This window comes from Streptomyces sp. NPDC053750, assembly GCF_044544295.1.
GTDB lineage: Bacteria > Actinomycetota > Actinomycetes > Streptomycetales > Streptomycetaceae > Streptomyces.
In genome coordinates, this window is sequence record NZ_JBITXB010000005.1 from 155752 (window position 1) to 170691 (window position 14940).

The 14940-nt window shown below is 71.2% G+C and carries 15 protein-coding genes and 1 riboswitch; of the genes, 10 read left to right on the plus strand and 5 right to left on the minus strand.

The features are described 5' to 3' along the window. Window positions 1-13: 13 nt before the first annotated feature. The gene (nagA, locus tag ACIGO6_RS16565) at window positions 14-1159 is read right to left on the minus strand and encodes an N-acetylglucosamine-6-phosphate deacetylase (protein ID WP_399876249.1); all 1146 of its coding nucleotides are present in this window, start codon (window positions 1157-1159) and stop codon (window positions 14-16) included. Beyond that, window positions 1159-2106 carry an ROK family protein gene (locus tag ACIGO6_RS16570; protein WP_399877003.1) on the minus strand — a complete coding sequence of 316 codons (948 nt, stop codon included), beginning with the start codon at window positions 2104-2106 and terminating at the stop codon, window positions 1159-1161. The genes nagA and ACIGO6_RS16570 overlap by 1 nt, the downstream gene beginning before the upstream one ends. 242 nt (window positions 2107-2348) lie before the next feature. Between ACIGO6_RS16570 and ACIGO6_RS16575 the strand changes: the two genes are divergently transcribed. From ACIGO6_RS16575 to ACIGO6_RS16590, 4 genes are all read left to right on the plus strand, one after another. Beyond that, window positions 2349-3566 carry an ABC transporter substrate-binding protein gene (locus ACIGO6_RS16575; RefSeq protein WP_399877006.1) on the plus strand — a complete coding sequence of 406 codons (1218 nt, stop codon included), beginning with the start codon at window positions 2349-2351 and terminating at the stop codon, window positions 3564-3566. A 39-nt stretch (window positions 3567-3605) separates the two neighbouring features. Next, on the plus strand, window positions 3606-3839 hold the full coding sequence (locus ACIGO6_RS16580) for a DUF3263 domain-containing protein (protein WP_399876252.1): 234 nt from the start codon (window positions 3606-3608) through the stop codon (window positions 3837-3839). A 62-nt stretch (window positions 3840-3901) separates the two neighbouring features. Beyond that, window positions 3902-4774, plus strand: coding sequence for a trehalose-phosphatase (gene otsB, locus ACIGO6_RS16585; protein WP_399876254.1), 873 nt, complete (start codon window positions 3902-3904; stop codon window positions 4772-4774). A 138-nt stretch (window positions 4775-4912) separates the two neighbouring features. Continuing rightward, entirely contained in the window at window positions 4913-5404 is a 492-nt protein-coding gene (locus tag ACIGO6_RS16590; RefSeq protein WP_399876257.1) for a hypothetical protein, read from the plus strand. Window positions 5405-5437: 33 nt separating this feature from the next. Here the strand turns inward: ACIGO6_RS16590 and ACIGO6_RS16595 are convergent, their stop codons facing one another. Then, window positions 5438-6841 carry a trehalose-6-phosphate synthase gene (locus ACIGO6_RS16595; RefSeq protein ID WP_399876259.1) on the minus strand — a complete coding sequence of 468 codons (1404 nt, stop codon included), beginning with the start codon at window positions 6839-6841 and terminating at the stop codon, window positions 5438-5440. 144 nt (window positions 6842-6985) lie between these two features. Here ACIGO6_RS16595 and ACIGO6_RS16600 point away from each other — a divergent pair, with 144 nt between their 5' ends. Then, complete coding sequence (locus ACIGO6_RS16600; protein WP_399876261.1) at window positions 6986-7648, plus strand: hypothetical protein; 663 nt, start codon at window positions 6986-6988, stop codon at window positions 7646-7648. A gap of 4 nt (window positions 7649-7652) precedes the next feature. Here ACIGO6_RS16600 and ACIGO6_RS16605 read toward each other — a convergent pair whose 3' ends face one another. Beyond that, on the minus strand, window positions 7653-8597 hold the full coding sequence (locus ACIGO6_RS16605; RefSeq protein ID WP_399876263.1) for a glucosyl-3-phosphoglycerate synthase: 945 nt from the start codon (window positions 8595-8597) through the stop codon (window positions 7653-7655). A gap of 143 nt (window positions 8598-8740) precedes the next feature. Then, window positions 8741-8888, plus strand: a riboswitch (SAM riboswitch). A gap of 17 nt (window positions 8889-8905) precedes the next feature. On the opposite strand from ACIGO6_RS16605, the gene thrC reads away from it, so the two are divergent. The 4 genes from thrC to groL all read left to right on the plus strand — a co-directional run bounded on the left by thrC (window position 8906) and on the right by groL (window position 13034). Then, on the plus strand, window positions 8906-10207 hold the full coding sequence (gene thrC / locus ACIGO6_RS16610) for a threonine synthase (RefSeq protein ID WP_399876265.1): 1302 nt from the start codon (window positions 8906-8908) through the stop codon (window positions 10205-10207). Further along, window positions 10204-10479, plus strand: coding sequence for a ubiquitin-like small modifier protein 1 (locus ACIGO6_RS16615; RefSeq protein WP_399876268.1), 276 nt, complete (start codon window positions 10204-10206; stop codon window positions 10477-10479). Before thrC ends, ACIGO6_RS16615 begins: the two co-directional genes overlap by 4 nt. Window positions 10480-10885: 406 nt before the next feature. After that, window positions 10886-11089: a cold-shock protein gene (locus tag ACIGO6_RS16620; protein ID WP_004929928.1), complete on the plus strand. Its 204-nt coding sequence runs from the start codon at window positions 10886-10888 to the stop codon at window positions 11087-11089. 319 nt (window positions 11090-11408) lie between these two features. Then, window positions 11409-13034 carry a chaperonin GroEL gene (gene groL, locus ACIGO6_RS16625; RefSeq protein WP_399876271.1) on the plus strand — a complete coding sequence of 542 codons (1626 nt, stop codon included), beginning with the start codon at window positions 11409-11411 and terminating at the stop codon, window positions 13032-13034. A gap of 136 nt (window positions 13035-13170) precedes the next feature. Here the strand turns inward: groL and ACIGO6_RS16630 are convergent, their stop codons facing one another. Continuing rightward, the gene (locus ACIGO6_RS16630; RefSeq protein WP_399876274.1) at window positions 13171-13452 is read right to left on the minus strand and encodes a hypothetical protein; all 282 of its coding nucleotides are present in this window, start codon (window positions 13450-13452) and stop codon (window positions 13171-13173) included. Between the two features lie 336 nt (window positions 13453-13788). On the opposite strand from ACIGO6_RS16630, the gene ACIGO6_RS16635 reads away from it, so the two are divergent. After that, the gene (locus tag ACIGO6_RS16635) at window positions 13789-14919 is read left to right on the plus strand and encodes an NADH:flavin oxidoreductase (protein ID WP_399876277.1); all 1131 of its coding nucleotides are present in this window, start codon (window positions 13789-13791) and stop codon (window positions 14917-14919) included. Window positions 14920-14940 lie beyond the last annotated feature (21 nt).

Here is a 14940-nt window from a genome sequence, read left to right on the forward strand (position 1 = left end):
CCGGCCGGACGGATCAGCCCAGTTGGGGATCGACCACCCATTCACCCCGGCGCATCACGCCCACCAGGTCGAAGCCGGGGTCCAGGACCACGAGGTCGGCGTCCTTGCCGGGCTCCAGGGAGCCGATCCGGTCGGACATGCCGAGCAGCCGCGCGGGGTTGGCGGAGATCGCCGCGACGACGTCCCCGACGGGCAGCCCGTCCACCGTCACCGCCCGCTTGAAGGCGCGGTCCAGGGTGAGCGTGGAGCCCGCGATCGAGCCGCCCTCCACCAGCCGGGCCACCCCGTCCGCGACCTCGACCTCCATCGGGCCGAGCATGTAGCGGCCGTCGCCGAAGCCGGCCGCGTCCATCGCGTCGGTGATGAAGGCGACCCGGGCCGCGCCCGCGTGGTGGAAGGCGAGCTGGAGCGCGGCCGGGTGCAGGTGCGTACCGTCGTTGATCAGCTCGACGGTGATCCGCTCGTCCTCCAGGAGGGCGGCGATCGGGCCCGGGTCGCGGTGGCCGAGCGGCGGCATCGCGTTGAACAGGTGGGTGGCCACGGTCGCGCCCGCGTCGACGGCCTGCACCGTCTGCTCGTACGTCGCGTCGGTGTGCCCGACGGCCGCGATCACGCCGTGGTCGGCGAGCAGGCGTACCGAGTCCAGTCCGCCGGGCAGTTCGGTGGCCAGCGTCATCATCTTCGCGTGGCCGTGCGCCGCGTCGATCAGCTTGCGGACCTCGGCCGGGTCGGGGGCGCGCAGCAGCTGCTCGTCGTGGGCGCCCTTGCGGCACGGGGAGATGAACGGCCCCTCGAAGTGGATGCCGGCGACGTCGCCCTGCTGGGCCAGCTCGGCGAGCACCCCGGCGCGCCGGGCGAGGAAGTCCAGGTCGCCGGTGACGGCGGAGGCGACCAGGGTGGTGGTGCCGTGCAGGCGGTGGGTGTGGACGCCCCGGAGTATGTCCTCCGGGGTGCCGCCGGTGAAGGAGGCTCCGCCGCCGCCGTGGTTGTGGATGTCGACGAAGCCGGGGACCACCCAGTGGCCCGACGCGTCGAGGACGTCCGCCTCCGGGGGTGCCGTGTCCGCGATCCGCGTGCCGTCGACGATCACGCGGCCGTCGTCCACGGTCCCGGTGGGCAGTACCACCCGGGCACCGGCGAGAACCTTGCTTGGGGCCATCAGGTGGTTACCTCCGGGGGAGTCGCGGTCGTGGGAAGGGTCGTGGGAGCGGGTGCGGTCGCGGGGCCGGCGCCGAGCAGGTCCCAGGCGAGCAGCCCGGCACCGAGGCAGCCGGCGGTGTCCCCCAGCGCGGCGGGGACGATCTCCGGCAGTTTCTGGAAGGTGACGCGCCGCCGGACGGCGTCCCGCAGCGGTGTGAACAAGGTTTCCCCCGCCTCGGCGAGGCCGCCACCGATGATCAGGACGCGCGGGTCCAGCAGAGTGAGCGCGGTGACCAGCCCGTCGGCGAGCGCGTCCACCGCGTCCTGCCACACGCGTACGGCCCGGGCGTCGCCCGACTCGACGGCCTTGGCGCAGTCGGCGGCGTCCGCGTCCGGGTCGCCGCAGGCCTCGGCCCATGCCTGGCTCACCGCCGACGCGGACGCGAACCGCTCCAGGCAGCCGCGCTGCCCGCACGGACACGGGATGCCGCCGGGGCGCACGACGACGTGGCCGATCTCGCCCGCGAAGCCGTGGGCGCCCGACTCCACCCGGCCGTCGATGCCGATGGCGCCCGCGATGCCGGTGCCCAGCGGCACGAACAGGAACCGGTCGGCGCCCCGGCCGGCCCCGATCCGCCCCTCGGCGAGCCCGCCGGTGCGCACGTCGTGGCCGAGGGCGACCGGGATGGAGCCGAGCCGTTCGCCGAGCAGTGCCCGCAGCGGTACGTCGCGCCAGCCGAGGTTGGCCGCGTACACGGCGGTGCCGTGCTCCTCGTCGATGATGCCGGGGACGGCGACACCGGCGGCGCGGGCGGGCTCGCCGAACCGGTCGACGCCGTGGGCGCGCAGTTCGGCGGCGAAGTCCAGGATGCCCGCGACGACCGCCTCGGGCCCGCGGTCGCGGCCGGTGGCGCGGCGGGCCTGGTGCAGCAGCTCGCCCCCCGGCCCCGCCAGAGCGGCCTTCATCCCGGTGCCGCCCACATCGAGGGCGATGACATGTCTCACGGGGACAGTGTGGCCCGTTGACCCGCGAGAGGTCTAGTCCACTGCTGTGGTGTAGACCTTAATCCGTTAAACGAACGCACGAACAAGCAAACAAGCAAACAGGCGAGCGGGCACGTGCGGTGAAACGACGTGCCATCGGCAGGGTGGGGAATCAGGTGCAGCGGCGAAGGACAGGAACGATCGCGGTGGTGTCCGCACTGGGCATGACGGCCGTCCTCGGCGGCTGCGGCCTCACCGGCGACTCCGGCGAGGTGACGCTCAGGCTGGTCGCTGCCGACTACGGCGACAGCAAGGCCAACAGCTCCCAGAACTACTGGGACGAGCTGGCCAAGGCCTACGAGGCCAAGCACCCCGACGTGCAGGTGGACGTCACCGTCTACTCCTGGAACGACGTCGACCGCAAGGTCCGCGAGATGGTCGAGGACGGCAAGGCGCCCGACATGGCGCAGATCGGCGCGTACTCCGACTACGCGGACCAGGGCCTGCTCTACCGGGCCGACGACGTGCTCTCCATCCCGGTCCAGGCGAACTTCGTCTCCCAGCTCTCCGCGGCCGGCCAGGTCAACGGCGTCCAGTACGGCCTGCCCTTCGCGGCCTCCACGCGCGTGCTCTTCTACAACAAGACCCTCTTCGACAAGGCCGGCGTCACCCCTCCCAAGAGCTGGGACGACCTCGCCGAGGCCGCCGAGGCGCTCAAGGACGAGGGCGTGAAGTACCCGTACGCGCTGCCGCTGGGCCCCGAGGAGGCGCCGGCCGAGGCGATGCAGTGGATGCTCAGCGGCGGGGGCGGCTACACCGACGACGTCGGCACCTACTCCATCGACTCGCCGCAGAACGTCACCACCTTCACCTGGCTCAAGGACGAGCTGGTCGGCAAGGGCCTGACCGGCCCGGTGGCCCCCGGCAGGCTCAACCGGGCCGACGCCTTCGCCGCCTTCGCGAACGGCGACGTCGGCATGCTCAACGGGCACCCCACACTGATGAAGGCGGCGTCCGACAAGGGCGTGAAGTACGGCATGGTGACGACGCCCGGCGCCGACGGCGAGAGCCAGAACACGCTCGGCGTCACCGACTGGATGACGGCCTTCAAGAAGAACGGCCACCAGGAGGAGATCGGCGACTTCCTCGACTTCGTCTACAGCGACGAGAACGTCCTCGACTTCTCCCGCCAGTACGACCTGCTGCCGGTGACCACCTCCGCGTCCCAGGTCATGAGCGCGGCGGCGGAGGACAAGAACCTCCAGCCGTTCCTGGACGAGCTGCTGCTCTCCGAGCTGTACCCGGTCGGCAAGACCTCCTGGGCCTCGGTCAGCGCGGACGTCAAGAAGCGCATCGGCCAGGCGGTCGCCTCCGGCGGCAGCCCCTCCGAGGTGCTCGGCCAGATCCAGGCGACGGCGATGCGGGCGGGCAGCGCGGAGTAGCGGCGGCCGTTGTCGGTGGGGGGCGTTACGGTGCCGTACATGGACGTGGGGCAGCTCGGAGACAGGGAGCGGAACATCCTCGCGCTGGAACGCCGCGGCTTTCCCGGCCCCGGCGCGAAGGAGCGCGCGATCCGCGAGGAGCTGGGCCTGGCCCCCGTCCGCTACTACCAGCTCCTCAACGCCCTCCTGGACGACCCCCGCGCCCTGGCCGCCGACCCGGTGACGGTCAACCGGCTGCGCCGGATACGGGAGTCGCGCCGCGCGGAGCGGTGAGGCAGCGGAGCGGTGAGGCCGACGTGCGGTTGCGGTCGGCCCCGACGGGATAGGTTCGCCGTATGGGCAGCCACCAGGACTCCTCCCGAGACGACTCCCCACACCCCCTGCCGACGCCCGCGACGGCGGCCGGACGCGAAGGGCTCGACGCCCTCCTCGCGCACCCCGGCCGTGCGGTGGTCGCGCTCGACTTCGACGGCACGCTCGCCCCGATCGTGCCCGACCCCGACCGGGCCCGCGCCCACCCGGAGGCCGTACCGGCGCTCGCGGCCCTGGCCCCGAAGATCGCCTCCATCGCCGTGATCACCGGCCGCCCCGCCGAGGTCGCCGTCCACCACGGCGGCTTCGCGGATGTCCCCGGCCTGGAGCACCTCGTCGTCCTCGGCCACTACGGCGCCGAGCGCTGGGACGCCGCCACCGGCACCCTCACCACGCCCGAACCGCACCCCGGCGTCGCCGCCGTCCGCGCCGAGCTGCCGGGGCTGCTGGAGCGGTCCGGGACGGCGGCGCAGGGCACCTGGACGGAGGACAAGGGCCACGCGGTCGCCGTCCACACCCGCCGCGCCCCCGACCCGCAGGCCGCCTTCGACGCCCTGCGTGCCCCGCTCACCGACCTGGCCTCCCGGAACGGCCTGATCGTCGAGCCGGGTCGCATGGTCCTGGAACTGCGCCCACCCGGCATGGACAAGGGCGCGGCCCTGCGGTCGTACGTCCACTCCCTCGACGCCGCCTCCGTCCTCTTCGCCGGCGACGACCTCGGCGACCTCCCGGCCTACGCGGCGGTCGACACCCTCCGTGCCGAGGGCACCCCGGGCCTCCTGGTCTGCAGCGGCAGCGACGAGGTGACGGAACTGAGGAAGCGTGCGGACGTGGAGGTGCCCGGCCCGGCCGGAGTGGTGGCCCTCCTGGCGGCCCTCGCGCACCGGCTGGCCTGAGACAACGTCACGGACGGTTCCGCCGATCGTCACAGGCATGTCCGGGCATCACGGGCGGGGCAACGCGGTCTGCCGCCCCACGGTCTTGCACGCCGTAAAGCCTGCTCAGTGAGGCCCAGAACCGTGGAGGAACCCGTCATGTCCGCTCGGAAGACCCCGATGCTCGCCCTCGCCGCCGTGGCCCTCGGCCTGGCGCTGACCGCCTGCGGCACCAGCGACAACGGCGGCACCAGCGACGACGCCGCCCCCGCCACCCCCGCAGCCACCGCGACGAGCACCGCGCAGTCCCCCACCGCCGGCACCGGGACCACCGACGACGGAACCACCACCGGCGGCACGTCCGCAAAGACCCCGGCGGGCGCGCAGCCGGACCAGGGGAAGGGCGCGAAGTGCACGGACCAGCGGAACTACGCCGATGACCCCAGGCCGAACGCCGAGATCAACTCGATCGGCGAGGAGACCGGCACCTGCCCCGAGCCGCAGTCGGGCGGCACGCCGTCCGGCACCCCGAAGCAGGACGGGGTGAAGTGCACGGACCAGGTGAACTACGCCGGTGACCCGAGGCCGAACGCCGAGATCAACTCGATCGGCGAGGAGACCGGGTACTGCCCGCCGGTCCAGGCCCGGTAGCCCCGGCCCACACCCGCGCCCTACCCCCGGCCGTCAGCCCCGCAGCGCCTCCAACTGCTCCAGGAACCACCGCGCCGGGGGCAACGCGGTGCCGGCGGCCGCCAGCCGCTTCGACCGCTCCGCCCGCTCCCCGGCCCTCATCGACAACGCCTCGTGCAACGCCTCCGCCGTCCCGGACACGTCGTACGGATTCACCACCAGCGCGTCCTCGCCCAGCTCCTCGTACGCCCCCGCCTCCCGCGACAGCACCAGCACGCACCCCTCGTCGGAGACGAGCGGCACCTCCTTCGCGACCAGGTTCATCCCGTCCCGGACGGGATTGACCAGCGCCACGTCCGCCAGCCGGTACGCCGCCAGCGACCGCGCGAAGTCGTCCTTCACATGCAGCACGACCGGCGTCCAGTCCGCCGTCCCGAACTCCGCGTTGATCTCCTGAGCCACCCGCTGCACCTCGGCGGTGTAGTCCCGGTACACGGCGAGATCCTGCCGCGAGGGATACGCGAACGCGACGTGCACGACCCGCTCCCGCCACTCGGGCCGCCCCGCCAGCAGCTCCCGGTACGCCAGCAGCCCCCGCACGATGTTCTTGGACAGCTCGGTCCGGTCCACCCGGACGATCGTCCGCCGTGCGCTGCCGCCCGGGCCCTCGCCGATCTCCGCCCGCAGCGCCGCCATCCGCTCGTCCACGTCGGCCTCGTGCGACCGCTTCCGCAGGAAGTCCGCGTCCGCGCCGAGCCCGTGCACGCCGATCTCCGTGCCGCCCAGCCCGCCCACCAGCGCATCGCAGCAGGCGGTGAACGCGTCGGCCCACCGCCGGGTGAGGAACCCGAGCCGGTCGGCGCCGAGCATCCCGCGCAGCACCTGCTCCGCGATGTCGTCCGGCAGCACCCGGAAGTAGTCCACCGGCGCCCACGGCGTGTGCGAGAAGTGCCCGATCCGCAGGTCGGGACGGAGCTCCCGCAGCATCCCCGGCACCAGCGTCAGGTGGTAGTCCTGCACGATCGCGACCGCCCCCTCGGCGGCCTCCTCGGCCAGCGCCTCGGCGAAGGCCCGGTTGTACGCCTCGTAGGACGCCCACTGCAGCCGGAACTCACCGTCGAAGACGGGCTCCAGCGGGGTCTGGTACAGCATGTGGTGGACGAACCACAGCACCGAGTTCGCGATCCCGTTGTACGCGTCCGCGTGCACGTCGGCCGGGACGTCCAGCATCCGTACGCCGTCCTCGCCGACCCCGCGCCGCACCGCCTCCCGGTCGCCGTCGCCCAGCGCGGAGCACACCCACAGCGCACCCGCGTCCGGCCCGATGGCCGACAGTCCGGAGACCAGCCCGCCACCGCCCCGTTTGGCGTGCAGCGACCCGTCCTCCCGCACCTCGTACGAGACCGGCCCCCGGTTGGAGGCGACCAGCACCTGAGCAGCACCGAAGCTTGAAGCCATACGCCTCAACCTAGCCCGGCCCCGAAAACCTCAAACGTGCCCGGGGATCACTTCGGCGGCGATTCGGTCACGCCACTTGTGTGGGAGATGTGAAAAGGCCGAGGCTATGCGGTGCACATTTCAACTTTCTGGGGGGCGGGCGCCATGCCCATACGCACACGCATACGCAGACTCGGGGGAGCCGCGGCGCTGGTCGCAACCTGCGCGCTGGCACTGGTCGGCTGCGGCGACGGAAGCACCGGCGGCCCGCAGGCGGACGCGCGGCCCGCGACGGCCACCGCGGCACAGAGCTCCAGCCCCACCCACACCCCGTCGCCGACCACCGTCACGCTGCCGGACCACACCGGCCGGGACGTCGGAGGGGCCGTGCTCGCGGCCAAGGCGGCTCACATCGACTACACCGTTCAGCTGCAGGGAACAGGGCGGCAAGCCTCCGCCTGGGACCTGGACGAGGAGGTCTGCGAGCAGACCGACGGCCCCGGCGGCGTGACGTTCACCGTCCCCCGCGACGGCCGCGACTGCGACGGACGTCTGCTGGACCCGCTGCCGACCCCTGCCCCCGAATCGGCCGAGCCGCAGGACACCGGCACCGGCGGGACCGCCACGGCAGGCACGACGAGTGGCGGCACCGGCGGCGGCACCGGCGCCTGCGAGCTCACCAGCCCCGCCGGCAACTGCTACGCCGACGGCCAGTTCTGCGCCAAGAAGCACCGCGGCCTGAGCACCCACGGCCGCGGCGGCGAGTACCTGACCTGCGAGCCGGACGCCTCCGGCACCTGGCGCTGGTCGGACGGCGTCACCGGCTGACGCGTCACGCCACCTTGCGCGCCGCGTACTCCGCGATGTGCGCCATCGGAGGCCGTTCCTCGGTGTCCACGGAGTAGGTGCGCGGCTCGAAGCCGTCGGCGCCGCGCTCGAACTGGGTGAGGGACGGCCGGACCAGATGACCGCGGGCCAGCCGGAGCTGGGCGGTGCGGTAGATCGCGGCGGACATCCGGCCCAGGGCCTGGCCGTCCTGGTGCCGGTGCCGGCGGACGCCGACGTCGACCTGCGCGAGAGCGTCCAGGCCCACCAGGTGCAGGGCGTCGACCAGCATGCCGAGCTCGACGCCGTAGCCGACGGGGAAGGGGAGCTGTTCGAGCAGGGAGCGGCGGGCCGCGTACTCGCCGCCGAGCGGCTGGACGAAGCCGGCCAGCCGGGGCCAGTGCAAGTTGAGCAGCGGGCGGGCCATGAGTTCCGTGACCCGGCCGCCCTGCCCGGGCGCCTCCCCGAGAGGGCGGTCGTACATGGCCTTGACCAGGTGCACGTCCGGGTCGGTGAGCAGCGGGCCCACGATCCCGGAGACGAACTCGGCGCGGAAGTCGCGCAGGTCGGCGTCGACGAAGCAGACGATGTCGCCGCCGGTGACCAGCAGCGAACGCCACAGCACCTCGCCCTTGCCGGGCACGGCCGGGATGCGCGGGAGGATCGCGTCGCGGTGCACGACGCGCGCGCCCGCCGCCGCGGCCACCGCCGACGTACGGTCGGTCGACCCCGAGTCCACGACGACGACCTCGTCGACGAGCGGGACCCGTTCCATCAGGTCCCGGCGGATCACCGTGACGATGTCGCCGACCGTCGCCTCCTCGTTCAGGGCGGGGAGCACCACGCTGACCGACTGACCGGTGGCGTGCTTGGCGGTCAGCAGGCGCTGGATCGGCCGGTCCGCGGCGGACCAGGAGCGTGCGCTCAGCCAGCGCTCGACTTCTTCCAGCACGGTCGGTCGCTCCTTTTGTGATCCATCTCGCGGTACGGACGACTATCTCAAGTGTCCTGGCCTTCGGTTACAGTCTTGAACAACGCGGAGGACCGTCGCATGCCGGGGGTCGCCGCGCGTACAACCGAACAACAACCACATACCGCTCATCCAGAGGGGCAGAGGGATACGGCCCGATGAAGCCCCGGCAACCCTCCAGTCGGTTCTTGTCACACAGACGTGGCGAGGCTCCCGGCTAGGGAAGGTGCCAAATCCGTCTCACGGCGAGATGCGTCGTGAGGAAGATGAGGAGAAAGGGCCTCGCCTCCATGGCTGTGCAGACTGCCGAAAGCTCCACGAACCCCGCGAACGACGTGCACTCCGCGGTCGATCTCGGCCCCGCCGCCGCCCTGAGCTGTCGGGAGTGCGGCCACCGGGTGCCCCTCGGCCCGGTCTTCGCCTGCGAGGAGTGTTTCGGCCCCCTCGAGATCGCCTACGACTTCTCGGCGTACGACACCGAGGAACTGCGCAAGCGCATCGAAGCGGGCCCCGCGAACATCTGGCGTTACGCCCCGCTGCTGCCCGTCCCCGCCGACGTGGCCGACAAGCCGAACATCAACCCGGGCTGGACCAAGCTGGTCAAGGCCGACAACCTCGCCCGCGAGCTCGGCGTCACCGGCGGTCTGTACGTCAAGGACGACTCCGGCAACCCGACGCACTCCTTCAAGGACCGCGTCGTCGCCCAGGCCCTCGAGGCCGCCCGCGCCTTCGGCTTCACCACCCTCTCCTGCTCCTCCACCGGCAACCTCGCCGGTGCCGTCGGCGCCGCCGCCGCCCGGGCCGGCTTCCGTTCCTGCGTGTTCATCCCGCACGACCTGGAGCAGGGCAAGGTCGTCATGGCCGCCGTCTACGGCGGTGAACTCGTCGGCATCCAGGGCAACTACGACGACGTGAACCGCTTCTGCTCCGAGCTGATCGGCGACCCGGCCGGCGAGGGCTGGGGCTTCGTCAACGTCAACCTGCGGCCGTACTACGCGGAGGGCTCCAAGACCCTCGCGTACGAGATCTGCGAGCAGCTCGGCTGGCGGCTGCCCGACCAGCTCGTCGTCCCGATCGCCTCCGGCTCGCAGCTCACGAAGATCGACAAGGGTCTGCAGGAGCTGATCAAGCTCGGTCTGGTCGAGGACAAGCCCTACAAGATCTTCGGCGCCCAGGCCGAGGGCTGCTCGCCGGTGTCCACCGCGTACAAGGCGGGCCACGACGTCGTACGCCCCCAGAAGCCGAACACCATCGCCAAGTCGCTGGCCATCGGCAACCCGGCCGACGGGCCCTACGTCCTCGACATCGCGCGCCGCACCGGTGGCGCGGTGGAGGATGTGACGGACGAGCAGGTCGTCGACGCGATCAAGCTGCTCGCGCGGACCGAGGGCATCTTCGCGGAGACGGCCGGCGGTGTGACGGTCGGCGTCACGAAGAAGCTGATCGAGGACGGCGTGCTCGACCCGTCGCTCACCACCGTCGTCCTCAACACCGGCGACGGCCTCAAGACCCTCGACGCGGTGGCCGGCACCGGTCTCACCGCCACCATCCGCCCCAACCTGGACTCCTTCCGAGAGGCTGGCCTCGCATGAGCGTGACCGTTCGCATCCCGACCATCCTGCGCACCTACACCGGCGGCAAGGCCGAGGTCGCCGCCGAGGGCGCGACCCTCGGGGAGGTCATCACCGACCTGGAGAAGAACCACAACGGCATCGCCGCCCGCGTCCTGGACGACCAGGGCAAGCTGCGCCGCTTCGTCAACGTCTACGTCAACGACGACGACGTCCGTTTCGAGCAGGGCCTGGAGACCGCGACCCCGGACGGCGCGGGTGTCTCCATCATCCCGGCGGTCGCCGGCGGCTGATACGCCTCGTAGTACCCATTGCCCCCTCCGTGAGAGAAGCGGAGGGGGCAATTCCATTGGATTGAGCGCGGTAGAGTTGGGGAACGCGCCCCTGATCGAGAGATCCGGAGCCTTGAATTCCTGCTTTGCGCCCGACAAGAAGTAGCCAAAGTGTGGGCGTATTTCGCGGCTTTTGTGCCTTTCGCGTCACCCGACTTGACCCGAATTCAGGCGAAAGTTCGCCATATTCCGGACCGGGTACGTCCAGATTTCTCGTCCGATTGACCTGTTGCAGACGGCAGTTGGACAGATACATTCAGCCGCGGTCGACGCGTTCCGGCGCACGCCCCCAGTCGTGGGGGGTGAGGTCTGACCCGGGTCCGCGAAGTGCGGATCTGTGCAAGGGCCAGTAATAGGGGAGTTAGGCATGGCTCAGGGCACCGTCAAGTGGTTCAACGCGGAGAAGGGGTACGGCTTCATCGCGGTCGACGGTGGTGCGGATGTTTTCGTCCACTACAGCGCGATTCAGATGGACGGCTACCGCACCCTCGAAGAAGGCCAGCGGGTCGAGTTCGAGATCTCGCAGGGCCAGAAGGGCCCGCAGGCCGACATGGTTCGCCTCAGCGCCTGAGACGTTCGGCCACCGCAAGTAAACGGTTCTTCTCCGAAGGGCCCGCACCTCTCCCGGGGTGCGGGCCCTTCGGCCTGCCCGGAGCCTTGTTCGCGGGGGGCTGAGCGCCCCGCCCGATCCGCGGGAGGCGCTTGCACTCGACAGGGGCGAGTGCTAATCATTGGCGTTAGCACTCTGAAGGTGAGAGTGACAACGAAGGACCGGGTCGGTGAGGCCCGCAGGCCGCGTGGGGAAGGAACCGCGAGGCCGGCGAGCCGTCCGTCGCGGGCGCGGGCGCGGTCCGAAGGAATCACCCCCAGTCCTGGAGGGACCACTTCACATGGCCAAGATCATCGCGTTCGACGAGGAGGCGCGGCGCGGCCTCGAGCGCGGCATGAACCAGCTCGCGGACGCCGTCAAGGTGACGCTCGGCCCCAAGGGCCGCAACGTCGTCCTCGAGAAGAAGTGGGGCGCCCCCACGATCACCAACGATGGTGTCTCCATCGCCAAGGAGATCGAGCTCGAGGACCCGTACGAGAAGATCGGCGCCGAGCTGGTCAAGGAAGTCGCCAAGAAGACGGACGACGTCGCCGGTGACGGAACGACCACCGCGACCGTCCTCGCCCAGGCCCTGGTCAAGGAAGGCCTGCGCAACGTAGCCGCCGGCGCCAACCCGATGGCCCTCAAGCGCGGCATCGAGAAGGCCGTCGAGGCCGTCTCCGCCGCCCTGCTCGAGCAGGCCAAGGACGTCGAGACCAAGGAGCAGATCGCCTCCACGGCCTCCATCTCCGCCGCCGACACCCAGATCGGCGAGCTCATCGCCGAGGCCATGGACAAGGTCGGCAAGGAAGGCGTCATCACCGTCGAGGAGTCCCAGACCTTCGGTCTGGAGCTGGAGCTCACCGAGGGTATGCGCTTCGACAAGGGCTACATCTCGGCGTACTTCGCCACCGACATGGAGCGTATGGAGGCGTCGCTCGACGACCCGTACATCCTGATCGCCAACTCCAAGATCGGCAACGTCAAGGACCTGCTGCCGCTCCTGGAGAAGGTCATGCAGTCGGGCAAGCCGCTGCTGATCATCGCCGAGGACGTCGAGGGCGAGGCCCTGTCGACCCTGGTCGTCAACAAGATCCGCGGCACCTTCAAGTCCGTCGCCGTCAAGGCCCCGGGCTTCGGCGACCGCCGTAAGGCCATGCTCGGCGACATCGCCATCCTCACGGGCGGCGAGGTCATCTCCGAGGAGGTCGGCCTCAAGCTCGAGAACGCCACGCTGGACCTGCTGGGCAGCGCGCGCAAGGTCGTCATCACCAAGGACGAGACCACGATCGTGGACGGCGCCGGCTCCGCCGACCAGGTCCAGGGCCGGGTCAACCAGATCCGCGCCGAGATCGAGAACAGCGACTCGGACTACGACCGCGAGAAGCTCCAGGAGCGCCTGGCGAAGCTGGCCGGCGGCGTGGCCGTCATCAAGGCCGGTGCCGCCACCGAGGTCGAGCTCAAGGAGCGCAAGCACCGCATCGAGGACGCCGTCCGCAACGCGAAGGCGGCCGTCGAGGAGGGCATCGTCGCCGGTGGTGGCGTGGCCCTGCTCCAGGCCTCCCAGGTCTTCGAGAAGCTGGAGCTCTCGGGTGACGAGGCGACCGGCGCCAACGCCGTGAAGCTCGCCCTGGAGGCCCCGCTGAAGCAGATCGCCGTCAACGGTGGTCTCGAGGGCGGCGTCGTCGTCGAGAAGGTGCGCAACCTCCAGGTCGGCCACGGCCTGAACGCCGCCTCCGGCGAGTACGTCGACATGATCGCCGAGGGCATCATCGACCCGGCGAAGGTGACCCGTTCCGCGCTGCAGAACGCCGCCTCCATCGCCGCGCTGTTCCTCACCACCGAGGCCGTCATTGCCGACAAGCCGGAGAAGGCCGCCGCGGCCGGTGCTCCGGGCGGCATGCCGGGCGGTGACATGGACTTCTGATCGACCTCTGGTTGATCAGCGTCCCGCACGCGCCGAGGGCGGCACCCCCTGTTCCTGCAGGGGGTGCCGCCCTCGGGTGCGTCCGGCCGCCGGGCTCGGTCGGCGTGGATGTCGAGCCCGCCGGTGCCCGGGTGGATCAGGCCTGCTCGCCCTGGTCCTGCTCGGCGCCCTCGACCTCGGTGGTGAGCGGGCTGTTCTTCACGTCCTTCAGCCACCAGGTGAGGTCGCCGGTGCGGACGCTCTTGTCGTTCGCCTTCTGGTCGACGTTCTCCGAGTCCTTCACCTGAGCGGACGTGGAGTCGCCCGGGCCCTGCTCGAAGACCATGATGACGTCCGCGGTCGCCGCGGGCGCGGCGAAGGCGCCCATGCCGGCCACCAGGCCGGCCACGATCGCAGTGCGGGCGAGAATCTTCCTCATGTTCCGTCTCCTGATCGTTGAACGAGGTGTACTGCGGTGTACGGGCATTGATGTACCCGGGCGTGGACGGCGATGATCAGTTTCCGCGCGCGTTCATCCTTCCGTGCGTCTCCTGACCAGGTGCGAAGCGGCTCGGCGCCGGTGGCGCACGGCCTGTCGGGGTGTCAGTTCCCGGGGCCCTGACTCCAGTTGGCCGATGGTCCGGGCCGCCGGGGCGTGTATGACCCGGGTCACGGACGGGGGCCGGAATGCGGAGGCGGGAGCGCTGGTTGTGCATGACCGCAGCTTCAATGCATGTGCACATACTGACCGGTACCTCTCCCCAGGAGCCCCCACGTGACCGTCACCGCCTCCGAGGCCGCGTCCCGCGCCGCCCAGGTCCTCGCCCGCCCGGCCACCATCAACGGTCTGACCGTCCCGAACCGCATCGCGATGGCGCCGATGACCCGGATGTTCTCCCCGGGCGGCGTGCCCGGCGAGGACGTGGTCTCGTACTACTCCCGCCGTGCCGCCGCCGGTGTCGGTCTGATCGTCACCGAGGGCACCTACGTCGGCCACGACTCCGCCGGGCTGAGCGACCGCGTCCCCCGCTTCCACGGCGAGGAGCAGCTGGCCGGCTGGGCGAAGGTCGCCGAGGCGGTGCACGCCGCGGGCGGCACCATCGTGCCGCAGCTGTGGCACATCGGGATGGTGCGGAAGGCCGGGGACCCGCCGTTCGCCGACGCGCCCGCCGTCGGCCCCTCCGGCCTGCGCATCGGCGAGGACGAGGTCACCGGCAAGGTGATGACCCAGCGCGACCTGGACGACGTCGTCGGCGCCTTCGCCGAGGCGGCGGCCGCCGCCGAACGCATCGGATTCGACGGCGTGGAGATCCACGGCGCCCACGGCTACCTCGTCGACCAGTTCCTGTGGTCGGGCACCAACCGCCGCACCGACGCCTACGGGGGCGACCCGGTGGCCCGCACCAGGTTCGCCGCGGAGATCGTGGCCGCAGTGCGGGAGAAGGTCTCGGCCGAATTCCCCGTGATCTTCCGCTACTCGCAGTGGAAGCAGGACGCCTACGACGCCCGCCTCGCCGAGACCCCCGAGGAGCTGGAGGCCATCCTCACCCCGCTCGCCTCGGCCGGCGTCGACGCCTTCCACGCCTCCACCCGCCGCTACTGGCACCCCGAGTTCGACGACTCCGACCTCAACCTCGCCGGCTGGACCAAGAAGCTGACCGGCAAGACCACCATCACCGTCGGCTCGGTCGGCCTCGACGGCGACTTCACCAAGGCCTTCCTGGGCGAGGGCGCCCCGATCGGCAGCCTCGACAACCTCCTCGACCGCATGGAGCGCGACGAGTTCGACCTCGTCGCCGTCGGCCGCGCGCTGCTCCAGGACCCGCAGTGGGCCGAGAAGGTCCTCACCGGCCGCTTCGACGCGCTCGCCCCGTACGACGCGGCGTCGCTGAAGACCCTCAGCTGAGCCGGGCGCGCACCACGGCGT

Excerpts from the sequence above, each read along its gene's own strand:
- thrC (WP_399876265.1), top strand. The coding sequence starts at position 8,906 with ATGGCTGTGCAGACTGCCGAAAGCTCCACGAACCCCGCGAACGACGTG.
- ACIGO6_RS16600 (WP_399876261.1), top strand. The coding sequence starts at position 6,986 with ATGCCCATACGCACACGCATACGCAGACTCGGGGGAGCCGCGGCGCTG.
- ACIGO6_RS16575 (WP_399877006.1), top strand. The coding sequence starts at position 2,349 with ATGACGGCCGTCCTCGGCGGCTGCGGCCTCACCGGCGACTCCGGCGAG.
- ACIGO6_RS16580 (WP_399876252.1), top strand. The coding sequence starts at position 3,606 with ATGGACGTGGGGCAGCTCGGAGACAGGGAGCGGAACATCCTCGCGCTG.
- otsB (WP_399876254.1), top strand. The coding sequence starts at position 3,902 with ATGGGCAGCCACCAGGACTCCTCCCGAGACGACTCCCCACACCCCCTG.
- ACIGO6_RS16615 (WP_399876268.1), top strand. The coding sequence starts at position 10,204 with ATGAGCGTGACCGTTCGCATCCCGACCATCCTGCGCACCTACACCGGC.
- ACIGO6_RS16620 (WP_004929928.1), top strand. The coding sequence starts at position 10,886 with ATGGCTCAGGGCACCGTCAAGTGGTTCAACGCGGAGAAGGGGTACGGC.
- nagA (WP_399876249.1), bottom strand. The coding sequence starts at position 1,159 with ATGGCCCCAAGCAAGGTTCTCGCCGGTGCCCGGGTGGTACTGCCCACC.
- ACIGO6_RS16630 (WP_399876274.1), bottom strand. The coding sequence starts at position 13,452 with ATGAGGAAGATTCTCGCCCGCACTGCGATCGTGGCCGGCCTGGTGGCC.
- ACIGO6_RS16590 (WP_399876257.1), top strand. The coding sequence starts at position 4,913 with ATGTCCGCTCGGAAGACCCCGATGCTCGCCCTCGCCGCCGTGGCCCTC.
- ACIGO6_RS16595 (WP_399876259.1), bottom strand. The coding sequence starts at position 6,841 with ATGGCTTCAAGCTTCGGTGCTGCTCAGGTGCTGGTCGCCTCCAACCGG.
- ACIGO6_RS16570 (WP_399877003.1), bottom strand. The coding sequence starts at position 2,106 with ATGAAGGCCGCTCTGGCGGGGCCGGGGGGCGAGCTGCTGCACCAGGCC.
- groL (WP_399876271.1), top strand. The coding sequence starts at position 11,409 with ATGGCCAAGATCATCGCGTTCGACGAGGAGGCGCGGCGCGGCCTCGAG.